The sequence below is a fragment of the Paracoccaceae bacterium genome (assembly GCA_033344815.1).
In the GTDB taxonomy this organism is placed as follows: Bacteria; Pseudomonadota; Alphaproteobacteria; order Rhodobacterales; family Rhodobacteraceae; genus Roseobacter.
The window spans coordinates 2,984,561-3,003,229 of record JAWPMR010000001.1; the positions used below are offsets into that span (position 1 = coordinate 2,984,561).

Sequence of the window (18,669 nt, forward strand, 5' to 3'; positions counted from 1 at the left end):
CCAAGCAGTGGGTGCAGTTGAAATTGCAAGGTAGTGTGAGACTGGGTGACGCTGCCGAGGCTATGTCATCGCTTTGCGATCTGCGAAGAGCCCGCCAATCTGGCTCGTCAAAGCCAAATCGTTTTGGGCAACGAGGACTGGCTTTCGGCCTGTTATTCTTCGTCGGTTTCCCAAAAATCGAAGGCATCGGCTCCAGAAGCGCCAGACAGTTCGCCTACGCTCCAGACGTTCCATGCTGCAGGTAACTATTTACAACACACTCTCGAAAAACGCTTGTGTTGTGAGAGGCTCGCATGGGGCGTATAAAAGTAAACCTGACACTGGATGCGGATGCTGTGACATCGGTTTGATCGCTTAGCCTGACTATGTCACGTCTTACGGAGGCTGTGAGTGCCAAACCGTCCAATGTCGAACGAATCCGTCTGTGATGCCAAGAGAACAGGGCTGCGACAGAGGCCTATGAAGAAGAAGCGACGCGCCAAGAGTTGCCTCTGCAGTAGCTCACACGCGCCTATTCGCTCCGGGGAATGATGGAGTATGCATTGACTTCAAAAAGAGTGAGCTTCAAAGCACATTCGTCTCAGACCCTGAAGTCAAAGCGCAAAGCGTTCGGTATGAGAAGATTGATGTCTTATCGGTTTCCGGAGTGCTAGCATCAGATTTGCCTTTTGTGAAACGCTTGCCTTACAAAGACGAAAATGAGTGGCGCGTTGTTATTACGTCGATGGTACTTCCAAGTGATTTTCTAGACTACGATGTCAAACTCCCGTGGATCAATAACGTTTACCTCAGCCTTTGGATGCCGAAGTCTCTGGTGGTCAGTGTGAAAAAGACGCTGAGAGGAATTCCGGATTGTAGCAAGTTGAGTGTTTTTCAAACTACTTTGTTGGATAATCAAAAATGGAAACGTGTCGCAGACAAATCGAGTTCCTAGATTCGATCATATCTGAAAGGTGAGACAGTAGCCGACGGCAAGTGGATCTGTCCAACAGGTGCTGATTTCAGACATTGCAACATCTAAAACAAGCAGCATAATCAATCACACAAACGAACCAAACCTTCCAATGCTCAAGCCGCTGCGATGTCCAACTTTATATGACGACGGACACCTTCGATAGCAATACGGGAAGATGTTAAGGGAGGGGTAGTTTGCACCGCTTACCAAATAAACTTACTATGGGTCACAATGCCGTCTTGGCCTTCAAAAGTGTGTCTCGACGCGTGTCCCATCTTGAGCTGCTATTTCGCATGTCAGGCCATGTCAGGTGATAGTGTATTTTCACCTCCGTTTTCTTCCCCCAGTTTGGGGTCATGACCGAATTCTTACGGAGGACCATGAAAATGGCATACGAACTGAACGCACCGCCCGTCGTAGCGGATCTGCCGGCCCACGTCCAAGCCGTCACAGCCCAAGCTTTTAAGGTTTCGCACCGAACTCTGGCCGAGTGGCCGATTGAGATGCCTATCGCGAATGGTAAGCGCCAGCCAGAGACACCAGAGGTAACTGCAGCAGTGCGGCTGAGGAGTTTGGCGGGACGCATTAGCCTAGTCCCATAAATCTCAATCTTGACCCGGTCTGATTTCAGACCGGTCTTCTTGTGGAAGTGAGCTATTCGAAGGACAAGAATCTTGACTCTAGTTTTCATTTACGTGACTTAGGATAGATAAAGGTATAATAAAAACTGGGACTTACAAAACCTCAGAGGCCAAATCGTGCGACTCCTCACAGAAAGATACGCCGTCCAGCGCCTTATCCCAATGTTCGGGACGGCGGAGTTACGGATACTCGTCTCATTCGCCAGAGCACCTATGTTTTGAACGCATTCCGTGTTGTAACTGTCTGCCGGAAGTGGTCAGCTTTGATTGAGTAAACTTCATTGACATGGTCACAAGGGAGGCAATCCGTGACGATCATAGTGCGCGTCCTGAACGAACCGCTTGTTCATTTTCTTGCCATTGGCGTAGCAATTTTCCTGATTTACGCTGCCTTGAATGGACCGGGGCCCGATACAGCCTCTGGCAAAACGGTTGATGTCACGGCTGCAGATGTAAACCAGATGGCGGCTCAATTTGAGAGCACCTGGCGGCGCGCGCCGACGCGCGAGGAGATGGACAAGCTGATTGACGCGCATGTGCGGGACAGCATCTTGGTGCAAGAGGCGATTTTACTGTCCATGGACAAGGGCGACGCGATCATTGAACGGCGGCTGTCCCAGAAGATGGCATTTCTGATGGAATCTGCGGCCGTTGCGATGACACCCGCGGAAGAAGTGTTGAAAGCGTTTTTCGAGGAGAACAAGCTCTCTTACGCAACCGCGCCACAGATTGCATTCGAACAGGTCTATTTCGGCGAAGCGCCTGAACAATCGGAACTGTATAAAGGCCTGGCTGCGCTGTTGCGTGGAGCAAACCCGACCTCGGTTGGGCGGCGGACGCTGCTACCGCCTTCCGTTGTACCATCGTCAGAAACAACAATTGATGGCGCCTTTGGACGTGGGTTCTTTGACGCCCTTATGAAAATGGAGGTCGGCGACTGGGTGGCGCCCGTTCGGTCCGGTTTTGGGGTACATGCCCTGCGCATAACCCGGCGTGATCCCGGCGTGATCCCCGAATTTGATGCGGTACGCGATCGGGTAGTTGCTGAGTTTACGGCATCTCGGGCTAAAATGCTGTCCGAAGCGATGTATATGGAGTTTCGTGAAGGGTATGATGTAACGCTGCCCGAGGCCTCGGAGATCGAAAGCGTTCTGCAGTGAAATTGCTGCGCGCGATATTTCTGTTGCTTGCTGTGGTGTTGCTTAAACCAAACGTCACAGGCGCACATGCCCTTCAACCCGGATACCTCGAAGTGACGCTGTTGGCGGGCGACTCTTACCGGGTATTTTGGCGGCGACCCGATGTGCGGGGCGCGCCAATGGCCATCGATGTGCGCCTTCCTGACCTGTGTGATCCGGCCAAAGGGCCTACTCCGCGTTCGGACGGATCGGCATGGGTTTCGGTCTGGGTTGCGTCCTGTCCCGGTGGGCTGCCAGGTGGTACGATCACCATCGAAGGGCTGGAGATGCAGAAGACCGATGTGCTTGTCCGCTATGAAACCGAGCAGGATGTGGTCCGATCCGAGCGCCTGACACCGGAAAGGATGGCCTTCACAGTGCCCGAACGGCCGGATGAGTTCGATGTGATCCGAACTTATCTGTCGCTAGGGGTCGATCATATCCTGGCGGGGATTGACCACCTTTTATTCGTCTTTGCCCTGCTGTTGCTGATCCCGGATCGATGGCGTCTGATTGGCGCAATCACGGCCTTCACTGTTGCGCATTCTATCACGATGGCGGTGGCAACTTTTGGCTGGATCACGTTGCCAGGTCCGCCGGTCGAGGCCATCATCGCGTTGTCGATCATGTTCGTGGCGTCCGAACTGGTGCAGCGGGATGGGACCAACCGACGTCTGTCAGAACGTTATCCATGGACGGTATCCTTCACATTCGGATTGCTACACGGCTTTGGATTTGCTGGCGCATTGCAGGAGATCGGGTTGCCGCAAGCCGAGGTGCCACTGGCGCTTTTGTCATTCAACATCGGTGTCGAGATCGGCCAGCTCTTGTTCGTATTTGCGGTTCTCATTACCAGCGTGATCTTGCGCCGGGTGCTAGCGGACGCATCATCCATGATTGCGGCCAGCAGACTGGGCGGAATTGTCGGCGCTTATGCAATCGGGGGCGTCTCCGCTTATTGGTTCGTTGATCGTTTGTCCGGGTTTTAGAGGCAACCAACTTGAAATGTGACACGTGTCTGCAAGCGGTAGCCATACTTGATCCCGAAACTGCTGACCTCAATGTCATTCAACAGCACGCCCGGTTCAAAGCTCAACAAATGTGACGATAGCCAAAGACCAAGTTGGTGCGTTCGACGTTGTAACAGATCCCGGAGAAAACCTGCCATGTGAAGTCGGACTCGCCTGCGCCCGCACCAAAATGGAACGGCACGACGAAATTCCTCGCTGAGATTGGCGCGATTTGGAAACTGGCAAACGACGCGCAAACGCTTGGGATTCCATTGCTTGATATCCTAGTAGGGTTTAGAGTCTGCGGTCTCGCTTTTGCGCTGGCGATCCGGTGGACGCTAGAAAATTCATAAGCGGTTTCGTTCTCTGCACGGAGAAACCGATCAAATCGGGCGACTACTGTTCGTTTGGCACGTGGGACCGTACAATGGAGTGCATTCGCGCCGGAACCACGCGTATTTGCACAATCGACCACACGTAAAGCTCTGTTCCGAACCCGAGGATTTTGGACCTTGAATTGGTCAATCGGGAGTGCCCAGATCACACGCATGATGCACTATTACCCACGTATCAATACCGATACCGTAAGGGTCCGCTGTGTCGGGTATGACGCCTCTTCTTTGGTATTCGAAAGTCGCGTCTGTATCATCACGCGCGAGTGGAACGATCTCTAAGCAATTCAGCACGACGTGCTCTTCCGTACCAAAGTCATAACTAAGACATCGGGGAGCGGAGGCGCCGACGGCACGAACTAAGCCGTCCGAGTTTTTCACCAGATGGGCGCCAGCGCGCTGAGGGTCTGTTGATGTACCTCCCACACCGGTTTCAACCGATGCATCGCGTGACGCAGAAAGGCCGATACCAATAAAAGAGCCTCTGTCGTTGGGTAAGCCCTTGTCCTTTGGGGCCCTGAACCCGAGGCGTCTGAAACGGCGGAAGACGAAGAAATGGGTGACAATACGGCGGGCGGGATTAATGCTACGGGTAAGGCAGACAAGCCAGATTGACGTCCATTCAACGTCCGCTCCCAAAGATCACCCCGCCAAAGTCGGCTAAGTTCTGGGAGAGACGGTTATTGCCTTGGATCAGTATGCGTACCTGCAGAACTAAAACTGCAATCCGAGGATCGTTGCGCCGCCTAGGCGGGCGATGCGAAGATCGGCGCTTAATGTTGATTGAAAGAGCCAACATGTGCTGTAAGCCCTTCAAGGGAAACCGTTTCCAGGACAGTTGCATTGACCGGATCTCTGACAATCCATCTTGGTTTCTCTCCTACACTTTGTTGTCATACAACGTTCAACGTAGGCTCGCTGTTTTCGAGCAAGGTTCTCAACAAGGGATTGTCCAGTTCCCGGACCCAGTGAAACAGTCCTATTCAATACCTAACCGTCAGAACAGATGGAAAATGTACGTCTCTTGATGACTTGCTCCATTTGAACTCAGACTGTGGATGACAACACTTTCTCAAGTAAGAGAACGTCTCCTGTATAGTAAGGCTGGCATGGATGATGGCGCACTGGAGCACGCTCGGTCACTGAATAGCCTAACCTTTCGTACAAGCGCACAGCACCGATATTTTGCTCGTAGACCTGTATGCTCACTCTATCATACCCGTGTTGGCGTGCGGAATTCTCTGCTTCTTCCATCAGTGAATTTCCGATCCCGATCCCTTGGAACGCCGGAAATACGGCCAGCGCGTTTATGTACCACGTTCCCACGGCACTTTTTTCCAACTCCAAAAAGGGCGCGATCGGCAGCGGCAAATCATCGGGGTTTTCTTTCGGCAATTTGTCGATGGGATAAGAAAGCACCATACCGGCGATCTCACTGTAACTCTGGGCCAAAGTTGCATTTCGGTGAGAAAAGCCGCCAGTACGCCTCAGAGCACGGTTCACACCAACTTCGAGAGGGGATTGACCGCGTTCCAACGATTTTGCCCACAACCAGGTGGGAATTCCTTCACCGGCGATGTCAATCAATTTGGCAAGATGTTCCGCATCGCCCGCATGCGCTGGACGAAAGTTCAATTCGAAAAAGTCTTTCATTTCTTTGTACCTGTATGAAACATGTCATGAAGTTTCGTGCCCTCGCCCGTTTCCCGAGCGAGGGGTATTCTCCACTTCAGAAGAGATTTTGGTTGCGGGGCTCTAGTGGACCCACAGGTGCACCGGAGTCCCATTCAAGCTGGTCTTCCTGATAAGCAGAGTCGCGCAAGACATCGCTTTTTGCACCGCTTTGGTAATCGGCCTGATCTTTTGCACCAGCCTCGAATTCAAAGGTGGCACTGATGGCCATGAATTCGTTGAACCCCAGAGTGGTCTGCACAAGAGCGCCCTCAATATGCGCATAATCGCCGGTTGCTCCAGTGATCGGGCGCTGATTCTGCTGTCCGATATCCGCGATCTCCGTCCCTTGGGTGACAATTTGGTCGCCGTCATTGAGGGCAAAGACCTGACGAGAAATAACCCAGACGCCGGTGGTTGCATTACCAGCCTCGCCGACAAAGTACCCATCGCAGGTCCAGGTGCCCAAGACGAGTTCCGGGAAGGCCGGGGCGCCGTCCTTGAGAACACCGACGATACCGTCTTTCAGTGTTCCCGCTGGATAGATGTAGCCCTGGCTCAGAAATGCATTGCCATGGGCGGGCATTCCGTTTTCATGCAGCGGCTGGGCAGACATGAAGATGCGCGTATGGTCTTCTGCGACATCGAAAGCCATCGGGGCACCTTCTGCGATGGCAAAACCTGTGGTTGCCAGCAGGGCAATGGCAGAGAGAGTAGATTTAAGCATTTTTAAGTTCCTTTGAGGTTGAGGTGTTAACGCTGGTGACAGGGCGCGCGGCAATTCCGCGCGCAGCTGTTGGGGAAAGGGGCAGAGCGGTTTTTCGCAAGATGTCATGCGGCGCGTGTTGACTGACACATCGCAGCGACATGACGATGATCTGTGCCGCAACACCCACCGATGACTGTCAAATTCGGCAATAGCTGCGAAAGACTGGCATAGAGTTCGCCAAGCTCTTGTGGATCGCCGTCATCGAGTGTCTCAGCGGCGTCTAACTCTGCATGACTGAGACGCGAGGCATTTGCGCGAAGACCCATGATCCGTTTGGTCCAGCCGCCTTTCAGTATATGCGCAAAATGATCCGGGTGCGCACAGTTGATCATGAAGTATGCGACGTAACTTTCCGTGGCCAGATCTACGGCCTTAATGGCGTCTTCAAGGCGCTCACCAGAGGGCAGCTTTCCATCCGTTTCGACTGTGAAAGCGACGGCAACCGGCATGTTGTGAGCCTTTGCGGCGCGGGTGATCCCAATCGCCTCTGCGGCATAGGTCATGGTGATCCCTGAGACCATATCCGCCCCAAATTCCTCGAACCAACCGACTTGCGCGCGGTGGTAGGCTTCGGCTTGATCAGATGTCAGAACGCGCGTTGGGGCATAGCCATCATCTTGCGGTCCGATGACCCCGTTCACGACGAACGGAGATCTGTCAGACTGCTCATGTGTTTTCCTTAAACGGATCAGGGTGCAAACCGTTTCCTGGTGTATTGAGCGAAGTGTTTCCTGCGTCATGGCAAGCTCTGCCGCCCAGCGGGCGCTGGCACGCCAGGTCGGCGTATCCATGATGAAACCACGCTGCTCGCGAATGGCAATATCCGCAAACCTGCTCATGTATCGGTCGATTGCAGAAATGCCCTGTTCAGTTTCAAGAGCCTTGAAGGCTGCAAAAAGCGGAAGGTCGAGACCTTCTTGAAAGATGAGTGTCGTTTCCAACCCACCGTCTGTTATCATGGGGGTGCCGTCGAGTTGCGGCAGCGCATTGCGGTACTTCATCGTGGATCCTTTCCCTGGCTTTATTGTGTGCCGGTGTCGTGGCAGACAGGTAGTCGGGGCAACAGAACAAAGCTTGAGAAGTATCTGAGAAGTATCTGAGAAACTCTGAGCAGCACTCTTTGGGCGCATTCAGATGGGGGAACGCAACATGAAGGTCCGAATTGTCGATGCCGAGATTGACTTTGAAAATAGGACGGTGCGTGCAGGTGACTCCGTCCGAAAACCCAGCCGTCAACCGCTCGACATTCTGCGAGCGCTTGTTGATGCGGATGGGGAGATCGTCAGCAAGGATCAATTGATCGATGATGTCTGGGATGGGAGAATTGTTACTGATGCCACGTTGTCGACCGCCATCAAGGAAGCCCGTCGCGCGGTTGGTGATACCGGCTCCGCGCAACGCGTCATTGAGACGGTTCATGGCGTGGGTTTTCGACTGGCGTCGCCCTTAGAAAGCATCATTCCTGACCAGAAGCCGCAAGTCAGTTTGCCCTGCCTGCTGGTACTCCCGTTTCGCAACACAAGCCGTGATCCGGATGCGCAATTCATTTGTGAAGGTCTGACGGATGAGATCATTGCCAGCCTGTCGCGTTTCCCTGACTTCAGAGTGCTTTCAAGAATGACCTCCGATGTAATTCGAACCGCCTGTTTGGAGCCGGCAGAGATCGGCAGCCGTTATGGCGCCGGTTTCGTTGTTGAAGGGAGCGTTCGAATGACCGCGTCGCGCATTCGTGTCTCCATGCAGCTGATCTCGACCGACACTGGCGTAATCATGGTGACCGAGCAATTTGATCGCGAAGCAACGATTTCGTCGCTGTTTGATGTGCAGGACCAGATCGCACAGATGTGCGCCGGTCGCCTTGCGGGTCCGCATGGGCCCGTCGCACACGTCACAGACCAGACAGCGCGGGAATACGCACAAGTGGCCAGTTGGCAGATGTTTCGCCTGACTGCCGAGTTCCGACGATTTTACCGAACCTATGATCCTGAGCTACATGCTGAGTTGAGAGCCGCCTTTCCAATTGCCCTGAAGACGGATCCGAGTGCGGCCAGTGGATGGGCAGCCTATTCGGTCTTGCTACTTGAAGAGCACCGTTACCACGTCAATGAAAGAGTAGGCGTGGATGCGTTGGGACTGGCGACGACGGCAGCTGAGAATGCGGTAAAGGCAGACAGCAGACACGCGTTTGCGCAGGTTGCACTGGCCATGTGTCGGTTGTTCGCGTCGGATGTTGCAGGCTTCGACCGCGCCGCCGATCGTGCGCTTGAATTGAATCCCGGAAACTCCGACGTTTTGTCCGAGATAGGTCATTGCTACGCGTTTCTTGGACGCGAGGAGGAGGCAATAAGGCTATTGGACAAAGCCATGACAATCAGTCCCGAGCATCCCGGCTGGTATCATTTTGCCAAGACATGGCGATATGCACGCCTTGGTATGTTCGAAGCGGCCTTGCTTGAGGTCCAATTGGTGCCCATGCCGGGGTTTTACTGGTATCACGCTCATTTGGTTTGGCTGCATTCAGCGCTCGGACAAGCAGAATTTGCGGCGGCCGAAGTCGCCAGTTTGCGGAACGTATTCCCCGGTTTCGAAAGCCGTGTTCTGGATGAGCTGACAATGTGGGACGCCAACAAGGATCTTGTGGAGTCCGCGTTGAAGCATTGGCGCGCTGCGGGGATGTCTATTGAAGAAACGAGCGCCGAGAGCGCGGTATCAGGGCAATGAAACCAGATAGCAATAAAGCCAATGCCATCAATTGGTATCCGCCGATTTTCACTAGGACCGCACCCGCAAGACCTCCCGCGGCGAAGCCAACAAGATAGCCGGCCATGGCTTGGGGCATCCTTTCCCCCGCAGTCTGCAGATAAATCGGAAAGAAAAGGAATAATGCAAAAGCGTTCACCAAGATCGTGATCCCAAACACGGAAATGTCCTGAGCGACATAACTCGCAGCGCCGCTTGCGGCAGCAAGTGATAGCCCGACCTTTTGTGCTTTGCTTTGCCATGTTCCGGGGAGTCGCGCGGCCAAAATCGATCCGCATGCGCCTGATACAAGGCTGGCTAGCAACCAAAGCGCAACCGCATCGCCATTGTTGAAACGCGCGCCATAGAGTTCAAGAAAAGTCCAATACGCGCCCATCATCACGAAAAAACCGATAAACTTGGTCGGTGCTCGAATTGAGCCTGTCGACACATGGCCTGCGCCGTCGGTGACAAATGGCGTGCCGCGCAGCGCAACAATCGGTAGCGACAGCAAAAACAAAAACCAGAAAGGGGATAAATCAAACAGTGGCAACATAAGATAGAAGACGAGTGACACGACCAGACCAATCGACATTGCCAGTCCGATAGATGTCAAACTCTTTTCTGAACGCCTTATAGCGTGCAAAGCTTCTTGTGTCAGACTGCCCATGGATACGCCGAGACCGATACACGTGCCAGCCAAGATCGTCACGTGCCAATGCTCCCCAAAGGCGAGCGCGGCAAAAGCAAGCGGCAGCGCGTACCGGGCTATGTAGGAAACTGCGTTCTGGAATAGCCCAGCACAGGTCAGCGCCGCAGAAAACAAAACGAGACTGGCGAAAGCGCCTGCCAAGCCATCTCCGACTTCGGGATTGCGGGATAGATTGCCTACCCAAACTGGCATTGTGTTGATAATCACTGACCCTAGACACAATATGCCAATGCCAAAACCGAGTTTCATTGCTGTTCCTTGCCATGAGGGCTGCATTGAGCATTAACGTTACTGCATTCACCGCGTGCCTCAAGCTTGCAGAATGCATTTTCGACGACCTGCAAGCACTTCTTTTTCGGTGTCCAAGCGCGTTCGGGATGAACCAGCGCACTGCGTACTCGACTGGTCTCGGCGATACAGCGCTGCGGCCGACGTTTAGTGCCCCTCGTCGCATTGCGTAGAAACAGATGAGGCAACGGCATAAATGGGCTTTTACTGTTCGCCTGATGGAGCAAATAAGCTTCGGCCTTGCGACGGTGCAAGGCGCAATCATTGTTGCGAATTTTCGTTGCGATCACAAAGTATGATACCGGACGGCGTCAGCCTTGTCCGGTGTTGTTTCTTGTAACTGTCTGCCAAAATTGGTGTTGCGGCATTCACTTGCCTGGTTTGCAGAGGTGCCAAACCTGTTCAACCGGGAACGACTTCGCCCATTCGGCTGGAACACCAGCTCTCACATGGCGTGCTCCGTCAGGCGCGTAGATCTCCTGATAATTTTTCACGGTGAACCCAATTTCAGTGAAAAGCTTGAACCAATCCGCTATTGTCAGATTGAAACTAATCCCGCTGGGATCAAATTCGACTTCTGTCCAGTCGGCACCCCACATGCCGCGATAAGGCCGATGTATGGAATCATCACAGGGCGCTCCGTTCCATGGCGAACAGATGAGAGACAAAGGATGGTTTCCAAGAAAGACGAGCTCACCACCAGGACGCAACAATCGCCACGCCTCGGTCAACCAGCGGTCAGGGCGGCACCAAATTGCGGCTCCATACTCGGAAACTGCGAAATCGAAAGAGCCGTTTGAAAGCCCTGTAGCCTCAGCGTCACCCTCTATAAAAGTGATTGTCGCATTGTGACGTTTCGCAAGGTGCCGCGCAGTTGAAAGTTGAGCTGGAGAGATGTCGATGGCCGTGACATGAGCGCCACGACGGGCCATCCATCCTGCCACATACGCCGTGCCGCACCCTAGTTCCACCGCGTCAATGCCCGAAAGCTCCTTCGGAAGAAGGTTGATCTCCGCTTCCGGTACGCCCCAATTACCCCATTCCGGTTCCTTTGCTGTCCAAAGCCGTTCGCCGACATCGACCCAATTGGTGGCGTCATCGTTCCAAACGTCCCGATTTATTGCAATGTAGTCGCGCGTCATTGGCTTGGTTCCAGTATACCGGGAGTATTCTAGCAGATGACGGGCGCACTTGGCAAAAATGCCCACGGAGCTACCTTCGATCCCTCAGGTCATTTGACTGTCGCGCAGTTCCGTGACCCTAAGTTCATGATTGGACATCGGTCTTAAGAGGGCGTTCTGGTGGCCCGACTTTGCAAGAAACGACCCAAACTAAACGCGCTGGCCAATGTGATGAGCAGTAAAGCCGCTGCCGGTTGCAATGGCACTGACGCCAGGGATGGTTCAATCCGCTCAAAGGTACCGACACTCTTCCGGCGCAAAACTCTACTTGCCGAAACCGCTTCGGTTGCAAACAGATCCAAGGATAGAACATCAAGAGATCCTTTAAGACCCGGAATTTCCACAAAGCCAGAGCTTGGCACGGCGGGTGGAAATGCATGTGGACGGATCTCTCTTGCTTCAAAGAGGATGCCGGCAGTTGGGTCAAGCGCCGTTCCGATACTGTCAAACCGTGAGAACGACGGGGGGGCAGTATGGAGGCCACATACCGAATAGCAACAGGGTCCCCATCGCCGAACAGGTCCAAAGATGACGGCCGCAACAGAAAGTACGTCGGTTAGAGAGTGGTCGTGCGAAAGGTGGCGAAACTATACGTCCCACGGACCACCTGCCCCGGGTCGATTGTCAAAGCTGCTGCGGGCAGGTTGTGGACGGCCATTACCGCAAGCGTGGCTGCAATTCACATCTTAACTGTATTTCTCCTTTAAAACATTGACTTAATTAACCTGGACGAAAATCGCATACCGGATGAGGGCGCATCGATTCGGCTCGGCAATGCCGTCAGCCTAGGCCCTGCCTGGAAAAGTTGGCGGCAGGCTTTCATTCGAACAACCGCCCCGATACGTGGTCAGCATGGACGCGGCCATGTCCGGAATGAGCGGACCATGGTCATTGAGCGCCAAATGAATTTCGGCTCGTGTGGGATCTGGAACGTCCTGATCATACCAACCGTTCGGGATCTTGCCTGCGGGCAGATACGCCGCAAAACGCGCTGTTCATCCCGGGCGTTGACCGTCCCATCGGCACAGACAGTTGGCGTTCCCACATCTTCAGCGCGACCGATCACGTCGTTGGCGGGGCAGGGCGTTTGTCGACATGCTCGGGCATTCGATATGACAAACCACCTAAGGGTGGTCACAGAGCCCGGTGTCAATTCTCGCGTTTGCAGGGACATGCATAAGCCGGGCTTGTCGGCATCCAACCGGGCGATGGTATCCGCGATGGCATAGGATGCTATCGGCAATGCGACCCCAAGTACACGGGCGGCAACCACGTTTGCGTTTCATCCTGTGCCCGAATGCATAAAGCCGTTCCAGCTTGCTTTCCCTGTGCCATTGATGTTCCCGCAACAACCAGAACATTTGGCGCAGGAATCGAATTTTGATGGAAAAAACGTTGCGGATCAGCGGTATAACCACAAGGTAAGAAACTGTTGCTTTCACTGGCCTTATCCAAAAAAACGGAATTCGGGATGCGTTTTGAGGTCGCCGCATTGTGTTTTGCAAACTCTCTTTTGACGGGGTGGATGGCTCCCGCTGCAACCGGCGTCGCGATGCGCCATGGTGCAGTTGAGGAGTCCTACTTTTAAACGGTGTCACACCAAGTATTTTACTTCGATTAGCCCCGAAGTGACCGAGGACGCTCTTCAAGTTCCCGGGATCAGTGAAGAAAAAGAAGGTGTTTTCAACCGGCTTATGAAACGAGCGCAGGTTCTGCCCTTCTTCAGAAAGTCGGGGCAAGACCTCGTTTTCATGGAAGCTCGCACAAGTGCGCATCATTGAGCCCGTGAACTCGCGAACTTAGGCTATTAGTTGCGTCTGACCCCGCCGATACATGTCGAGCCTAATGTCAGACGAGGGAAGCACGTGCCATTCATGTGGAAGCGATCTGCGAAGCCGTCACCCGACCCAGCATGCGGTTTTTTGCAGCCAAGGCGGTTGCACAGCAATCTGTCTTTTCGGTCCATCGCACATGGGATTTGAAAGACCGCCAGCGCACGCCGCCCGTCAAAGGTTGCGCGGCATGATGGCCGAGCTTGGCGGTTTGGATTCGGTTTCGCGCGCGGGTGATTCATCGACTTCGCTCGGGACATTTTGGTTGACGAGGTGCTGGATCTACCCGCTATCGCGAAGCAATTGACGTATAACCTGTGCCAGCACATCAAGGCGCTGGATGTACGGATCGGTTGATATGAGGATCGACGGGAGCAGGTCGCCAAAGAGGATGCGTGCGTGCAGTCGCGGTGGCTGAGTACGTCACACGGATCGTCGGAAGGGTCATCACCCGAAACGAGCCATTTACTGCATCCGCAACCTGCAAGAAACCGAACACCACGTTGGCAAGTCCCGTGAAATGAGTCTTCACAAGTTAGTCGCTACAACCAGACATCCCGTCGTCTGGCTCGCACAATAAAGCCCGCAAAGCTGCTGGGTATTTGGTTGGCGGAACCTTTCAGGGTGTGCGGTCAAAGCCGCTCAAACTGGACCCTCTCACGGTTTGCAAGTAAATCATCGGCGCGCAGCGGAAACAGCGGGCTGCTTCTGACAAAATCACAAATCAGATCAAAAAAACCCTTTCTATGAAGGAGATATCCACACAAGTCGTTCGCGCGATGTGCGGCGATTTGGTCATCTAATCCAGCACTTACAGTGACTGGAAGTTTTGCCTGTAGTCCGATGGCGAAACAAACAACTCTCTTTGAAATGCGCGGCGCATGCGGTCTTCATCCCGGAACCCACAGGATGTAGCAATTTGTTTAATGCTTTGTGATGTTGTTGCCAGCAGATCCTGCGCTTTCTCAACCCGCATGGCTTCGACGGCCTTGGCCGGTGTTGTTCTCATTTCTTGCTTGTAGACGCGGGCAAAGTTTCGCGGACTCATGCCAGTTCTGTCGGCGAGCTCGTTTACGGATAAAGGAAATGCGAGGTTATCTGCGATCCACAAGTGCAAAGCTTCAAACCGCCCTTTACCGTCTCGCAACTGACGCCCGAGGGTCGGGCTGAATTGAGATTGCCCACCGGAGCGAACCATCTGCGCTACCATGGAGCGTGCCACCTTCATGCCTGACGCCCGCCCGAGATCTTCCGCCACAATCGCCAAGGCCATGTCAATCCCGGCCGTAATTCCAGCAGAGGTCCAAGTCGAGCCGTCTTGCACAAAGATTGGATCAACTTCGACCCGAACGCGTGGAAACTCCTCCGCGAGCATTTTGCAATCTTCCCAATGCGTCACGGCACGCCGTCCATCCAGCAAACCGGCTGCGGCCAGGACTAACGCGCCGGAACAAACGGAACACACACGCTGCGTCCCTGCTGCGAGGGATTGGATCGCTTCGACGAGTTTTGCATCCCGCATGCCTGGAACGGCCCCGTCTCCACCCACCACAATAAGCGTGTGGATTTCGCGACCCGATAGGCTGGAAACAGGGACACTAGGGCACGACACGACCGTGTTCGTCTGCACAAGGCCGCCGCCGGTTGAGACAACAACACATTCGTAACCGCGGCTTCCCGAAATGGAATCCGGTGCGTGGGAAAACACTTGTAGCGGGCCAACCAAATCCAGAAACACGATATCGGGATAAATTACAAATACGACAAGCCTTGGTACGTGGGGCCGATGTTCCAGTTTGGCAGTTTTTAATGTCATATTGTCATTTCTGCCAAAAGAAACCTGGGTAGTCTACAGTTACGTGAAACGGAGATTTTGTGATGTTGACTCTGAAACCAAACTGCGAGTGCTGTGATAAGGATCTGCTGCCGACCGCGTCCGACGCCCGCATCTGTTCTTTCGAATGCACGTTCTGCGCAGACTGTGCTGAGACGAATTTTTCGAACCTTTGTCCGAATTGCGGTGGCAAATTTGTACCACGACCGGTGCGGCCTGCGGAGAGACTGTGCAATTTTCCAGCCTCTACACAGCGGGTCAACAAAGCCCATGCTGCATGTAAGAACCTTCTTGAGTTGACGCAGGGAGCCCACGATGCCTGAGCTAAAACACATCCTGAACTGGCGCCGGATCGACGCGTTCCTCACAACTTCGGGGCAACCAACCGAAGAGCAGTTAGCGGAAATTCAAGCCTTGGGCGTGACCCAAATCATTAATCTCGGACCACACCATAACAAGGGTGCGCTCAAAGACGAAGCAGGCACAGTCGCGGCACTCGGGATGTCTTACATCTACATCCCGGTTGAATTCGAAGACCCAACCGACCAGAATTTTGAGGACTTCCGAGCCGCGCTTGAAAGTAACCCCTCTGACCAGAAACACGTCCATTGCATCTACAATGCCAGGGTCAGCGCCTTTTTCTACCGTTACGCCAAAACCAATGCCAATATGTCCGCGGAGGCTGCTTTTGCGATCATGGAAAGCATCTGGAGACCCGGGGACGATTGGGCCAGTTTCATCGATAGTGCGGATGCCGAAGGAAAGCCAAATCGTTATGCGGGCGACGATTACTGACGGCCTATTCCGGCGATCCATTCAGCAACGCTATGCATCGTTGCGGCTATCCTGGTGCTGCAGTTCTTGCATCAGGCGGCATTCTTGTCTCCACGCCGACGAGGTTGTTTGAAATACTGTTTCATAGTTCCTGTTCTGGCATGCCAAGCGGGGACCGGGGTATCAAGCTGTCAATCTGGGCCATGATGTCATCGGGCAAAGCTCCGAACTCCAGTGCGCCTGCGATGCCTTCGATTTGCTCGACACTGCGCGCTCCTGGGATCGGTAAGTTGGTTTGCCCCTTCGCCCACAGCCATCCGATGGAACCTTGAACCAAACTACGGCCCCCGGTCGTCAGGAGCGCCCGCACGGCATCAAGTTTTTCCAAAAACTCAGGGTTCGCCTGCCCATCCTTGAAGTACTGGATCACCAAGTTGGAGCCGGCGCGAATATCGTCAGAGGGTATGGCTGTCCCAGGTCCATACTTGCCACTCAGCAATCCCATCGCAAGTGGTGAGCGGATCAAGGCAATTGCGCCTGTTTCTTTCACAACCTGCTGAATTTGCGGCACATCTACGAACACATTCATCGCATGCTCGACGGCACCAAACCCTGGCCGTTGTGCAACCTTTTTAGCGCTTTCAGAGAAATCCGTGCTCCAACCAAAAGCCTTGATCTTACCCAGTTGGCGCGCCTTTTCCATTTCATCAAAGACCAATTCCGCCTGCGGAACAGGAAGAGCATTGTCATGCAGCAACATCATGTCGATACACCCGCGATCCAACCGAACAAGGCATTGATCGATTGCGGGAAGGATGCGGTCTGGCGTTGTGTCGCCAAATGTCAGCTGTTTGCTTTCTTCGTCAATGGCGATGCCAATTTTGGAAACGATCTTTGCGTCTGGCCGCGTCTTGAGCGCACGTGCCAACAGTCGATCTGCATGACCTGCGCCGTATGCGGCGGCTGTGTCAAACAACGTAATCCCGTGGTCAAGTGCCGCATGGATCGTTCGGATGGACTCCGCGTCATTCGTGTTTGTGTAGCCTAGCGATGCATCGCCCGAAAACATTGCCCCACCGATAGGCCAGCAGCCCATGCCAAGCGGGAGAATTTCTGTGCCTTGGAACTTCATCTTACAATCTCCTTTTAAGATACAAACCCAGGAAAACACCGAACGGGTTTTAATGAAATGAAACGTATTGTATTGTTCATTTCATGAATGAAACGATGTTTGATTGGGATGACCTGCGCCTCTTTCTCGCCGTTGCGCGCAAAGGCGGGTTGGCTCCAGCGGCTGCCGCCACGGGCAAGAGCGCTCCTACATTGGGGCGACGGATGCTCTCGCTGGAACGACGTATTGGCAAGGATTTGTTCCAACGATTTGCGCGTGGCTATGAGCTAACTGATGCTGGACAACAGTTGATGGCGAAGGTTGCTGACTTGGAGCATATAATCCTGCCGATTATTGACGTTCCCGGAACGCCCGTCGTCAAGGTGTCCGCTGGTCTCTGGGTTACACATCTATTGTGCGATCATGTTGCAGACATCATCGGCAGGGACGCGGTAAACCTGCGTTTCATAGCATCAGATGAAATCATAGACATTGGCAAACGCGAAGCTCTCATTGGCATCCGCAACCAGCGTCCTGAGGGGATCGGCATGGCTGGACGTAAAGTCACTCGGATACAGTTCGCTGTCTATGCATGTAGCGAAAATATTGAGATGTGGGCACGCGTTATCGGGTCAACACCTTCTGCGAAATGGGTGCTCGAGCATCTGGACGGAGCGCGCGCAATTGAAGTTACGAGCGCACGAAATGCACTGGATCTCGCGTTGGCCGGATCAGCGCGGGTCGTTTTGCCGACCTTTGTTGGGCATCATCTGGATGCATTGCAGCAAATAAGCCCCCCGATTGAGGAACTTGAGCACGATCAATGGCTTGTTACACACCACGAAGACCGCTTTGTGCCGGAAGTGCGTAAGGTGATCGACAGAATCTACACAATTCTCAAAGCACAGGGGGACTAAGGATCAATGTCATGGTCAACTTATGCGCTGCGTTCAAAAGGTAACAAACGGCGCGTGGTGGTCGGCGTGACGCGGAATTCCGGCTGCACCAGACCGGACGCCCATGCACCGAGCAGCGCCTCAACTGTTCAAGGAGCTTTACCCGCTGGCATTTTGGAATATGTCCGGATGATTTGCCGGATGGCCTGATTTTGGCATCTTGTACGCAGGTTTGCCAGGAGTCGGTTTATCAAGGGTCGGCAACAGCCGGTTGGTGCGGGGCTTTCTGGATGATGAAATCAACGCGCAACCGTTCGTGCGAATGATCCTGCCGGTGACAGGATTGGTCAGGCGGAGCCGAGTTAATGGAGAGCTCCAGCTGAAAAGGGTTGGCCCGGATATCATTCCGGGGCAGATGCTGCGCATGTCTCTCGGCGGTTCGTTCGATCCGTCGCAGTCATTGCGTCGTTTGCTGGGCATGTGCTGTCGCAATCTGGAACCCTTTTGGCAGAGAGCGGCGTGTGCTTGGGCGTAATGTCACCACGTCTGCAAACTTGAAATCAATTGGCAGAAAGATTGCGCCCCCGCCGGTGGGCCAATGACGCTTCTTTTTGAACTCATCCCCCATCCGTAGATCTGCTGGCCGGTCAAGTCATATCGATGTGCGAATTGTGTGACCGCCACCC

The 18,669-nt window shown here is 53.8% G+C and carries 14 protein-coding genes; 7 read left to right on the plus strand and 7 right to left on the minus strand.

All coding sequences use genetic code 11. The features are described 5' to 3' along the window. Positions 1-1,904 precede the first annotated feature (1,904 nt). The 3 genes from R8G34_13780 to R8G34_13790 all read left to right on the plus strand — a co-directional run bounded on the left by R8G34_13780 (position 1,905) and on the right by R8G34_13790 (position 4,458). Positions 1,905-2,756 carry a peptidylprolyl isomerase gene (locus R8G34_13780; GenBank protein MDW3223933.1) on the plus strand — a complete coding sequence of 284 codons (852 nt, stop codon included), beginning with the start codon at positions 1,905-1,907 and terminating at the stop codon, positions 2,754-2,756. Next, positions 2,753-3,763: a HupE/UreJ family protein gene (locus tag R8G34_13785; GenBank protein MDW3223934.1), complete on the plus strand. Its 1,011-nt coding sequence runs from the start codon at positions 2,753-2,755 to the stop codon at positions 3,761-3,763. The genes R8G34_13780 and R8G34_13785 overlap by 4 nt, the downstream gene beginning before the upstream one ends. A gap of 533 nt (positions 3,764-4,296) precedes the next feature. Then, positions 4,297-4,458: a hypothetical protein gene (locus R8G34_13790; GenBank protein ID MDW3223935.1), complete on the plus strand. Its 162-nt coding sequence runs from the start codon at positions 4,297-4,299 to the stop codon at positions 4,456-4,458. A 765-nt stretch (positions 4,459-5,223) separates the two neighbouring features. Here the strand turns inward: R8G34_13790 and R8G34_13795 are convergent. From R8G34_13795 to R8G34_13805, 3 genes are all read right to left on the minus strand, one after another. Then, positions 5,224-5,829 (minus strand): N-acetyltransferase, encoded by a 606-nt coding sequence (locus tag R8G34_13795; protein ID MDW3223936.1) that lies wholly within the window; start codon positions 5,827-5,829, stop codon positions 5,224-5,226. Positions 5,830-5,905: 76 nt separating this feature from the next. After that, entirely contained in the window at positions 5,906-6,574 is a 669-nt protein-coding gene (locus R8G34_13800) for a hypothetical protein (GenBank protein MDW3223937.1), read from the minus strand. Between the two features lie 104 nt (positions 6,575-6,678). Beyond that, positions 6,679-7,617: a homocysteine S-methyltransferase family protein gene (locus R8G34_13805; GenBank protein MDW3223938.1), complete on the minus strand. Its 939-nt coding sequence runs from the start codon at positions 7,615-7,617 to the stop codon at positions 6,679-6,681. 148 nt (positions 7,618-7,765) lie between these two features. On the opposite strand from R8G34_13805, the gene R8G34_13810 reads away from it, so the two are divergent. Beyond that, positions 7,766-9,337 (plus strand): winged helix-turn-helix domain-containing protein, encoded by a 1,572-nt coding sequence (locus tag R8G34_13810; GenBank protein MDW3223939.1) that lies wholly within the window; start codon positions 7,766-7,768, stop codon positions 9,335-9,337. Here the strand turns inward: R8G34_13810 and R8G34_13815 are convergent. The 3 genes from R8G34_13815 to R8G34_13825 all read right to left on the minus strand — a co-directional run bounded on the left by R8G34_13815 (position 9,294) and on the right by R8G34_13825 (position 15,184). After that, positions 9,294-10,316 (minus strand): hypothetical protein, encoded by a 1,023-nt coding sequence (locus R8G34_13815; GenBank protein ID MDW3223940.1) that lies wholly within the window; start codon positions 10,314-10,316, stop codon positions 9,294-9,296. The genes R8G34_13810 and R8G34_13815 overlap by 44 nt on opposite strands. 407 nt (positions 10,317-10,723) lie before the next feature. Next, the gene (locus tag R8G34_13820; GenBank protein ID MDW3223941.1) at positions 10,724-11,497 is read right to left on the minus strand and encodes a class I SAM-dependent methyltransferase; all 774 of its coding nucleotides are present in this window, start codon (positions 11,495-11,497) and stop codon (positions 10,724-10,726) included. A gap of 2,682 nt (positions 11,498-14,179) precedes the next feature. Further along, complete coding sequence (locus tag R8G34_13825) at positions 14,180-15,184, minus strand: helix-turn-helix domain-containing protein (GenBank protein ID MDW3223942.1); 1,005 nt, start codon at positions 15,182-15,184, stop codon at positions 14,180-14,182. 62 nt (positions 15,185-15,246) lie between these two features. Here R8G34_13825 and R8G34_13830 point away from each other — a divergent pair, with 62 nt between their 5' ends. Both R8G34_13830 and R8G34_13835 read left to right on the plus strand, forming a co-directional pair. Continuing rightward, positions 15,247-15,525 carry a DUF1272 domain-containing protein gene (locus R8G34_13830; protein ID MDW3223943.1) on the plus strand — a complete coding sequence of 93 codons (279 nt, stop codon included), beginning with the start codon at positions 15,247-15,249 and terminating at the stop codon, positions 15,523-15,525. Next, on the plus strand, positions 15,518-15,997 hold the full coding sequence (locus tag R8G34_13835) for a protein tyrosine phosphatase family protein (GenBank protein ID MDW3223944.1): 480 nt from the start codon (positions 15,518-15,520) through the stop codon (positions 15,995-15,997). The genes R8G34_13830 and R8G34_13835 overlap by 8 nt, the downstream gene beginning before the upstream one ends. 121 nt (positions 15,998-16,118) lie before the next feature. Here R8G34_13835 and R8G34_13840 read toward each other — a convergent pair whose 3' ends face one another. Further along, entirely contained in the window at positions 16,119-17,108 is a 990-nt protein-coding gene (locus tag R8G34_13840; protein MDW3223945.1) for an aldo/keto reductase, read from the minus strand. A gap of 83 nt (positions 17,109-17,191) precedes the next feature. Between R8G34_13840 and R8G34_13845 the strand changes: the two genes are divergently transcribed. Further along, positions 17,192-18,004 (plus strand): LysR family transcriptional regulator, encoded by an 813-nt coding sequence (locus R8G34_13845; GenBank protein ID MDW3223946.1) that lies wholly within the window; start codon positions 17,192-17,194, stop codon positions 18,002-18,004. The last annotated feature ends 665 nt before the right edge of the window (positions 18,005-18,669 follow it).

Coding starts and splice junctions, on each gene's coding strand:
- R8G34_13795 (MDW3223936.1), bottom strand. CDS start 5,829: ATGAAAGACTTTTTCGAATTGAACTTTCGTCCAGCGCATGCGGGCGAT.
- R8G34_13800 (MDW3223937.1), bottom strand. CDS start 6,574: ATGCTTAAATCTACTCTCTCTGCCATTGCCCTGCTGGCAACCACAGGT.
- R8G34_13805 (MDW3223938.1), bottom strand. CDS start 7,617: ATGAAGTACCGCAATGCGCTGCCGCAACTCGACGGCACCCCCATGATA.
- R8G34_13810 (MDW3223939.1), top strand. CDS start 7,766: ATGAAGGTCCGAATTGTCGATGCCGAGATTGACTTTGAAAATAGGACG.
- R8G34_13815 (MDW3223940.1), bottom strand. CDS start 10,316: ATGAAACTCGGTTTTGGCATTGGCATATTGTGTCTAGGGTCAGTGATT.
- R8G34_13820 (MDW3223941.1), bottom strand. CDS start 11,497: ATGACGCGCGACTACATTGCAATAAATCGGGACGTTTGGAACGATGAC.
- R8G34_13825 (MDW3223942.1), bottom strand. CDS start 15,184: ATGACATTAAAAACTGCCAAACTGGAACATCGGCCCCACGTACCAAGG.
- R8G34_13830 (MDW3223943.1), top strand. CDS start 15,247: ATGTTGACTCTGAAACCAAACTGCGAGTGCTGTGATAAGGATCTGCTG.
- R8G34_13835 (MDW3223944.1), top strand. CDS start 15,518: ATGCCTGAGCTAAAACACATCCTGAACTGGCGCCGGATCGACGCGTTC.
- R8G34_13840 (MDW3223945.1), bottom strand. CDS start 17,108: ATGAAGTTCCAAGGCACAGAAATTCTCCCGCTTGGCATGGGCTGCTGG.
- R8G34_13845 (MDW3223946.1), top strand. CDS start 17,192: ATGAATGAAACGATGTTTGATTGGGATGACCTGCGCCTCTTTCTCGCC.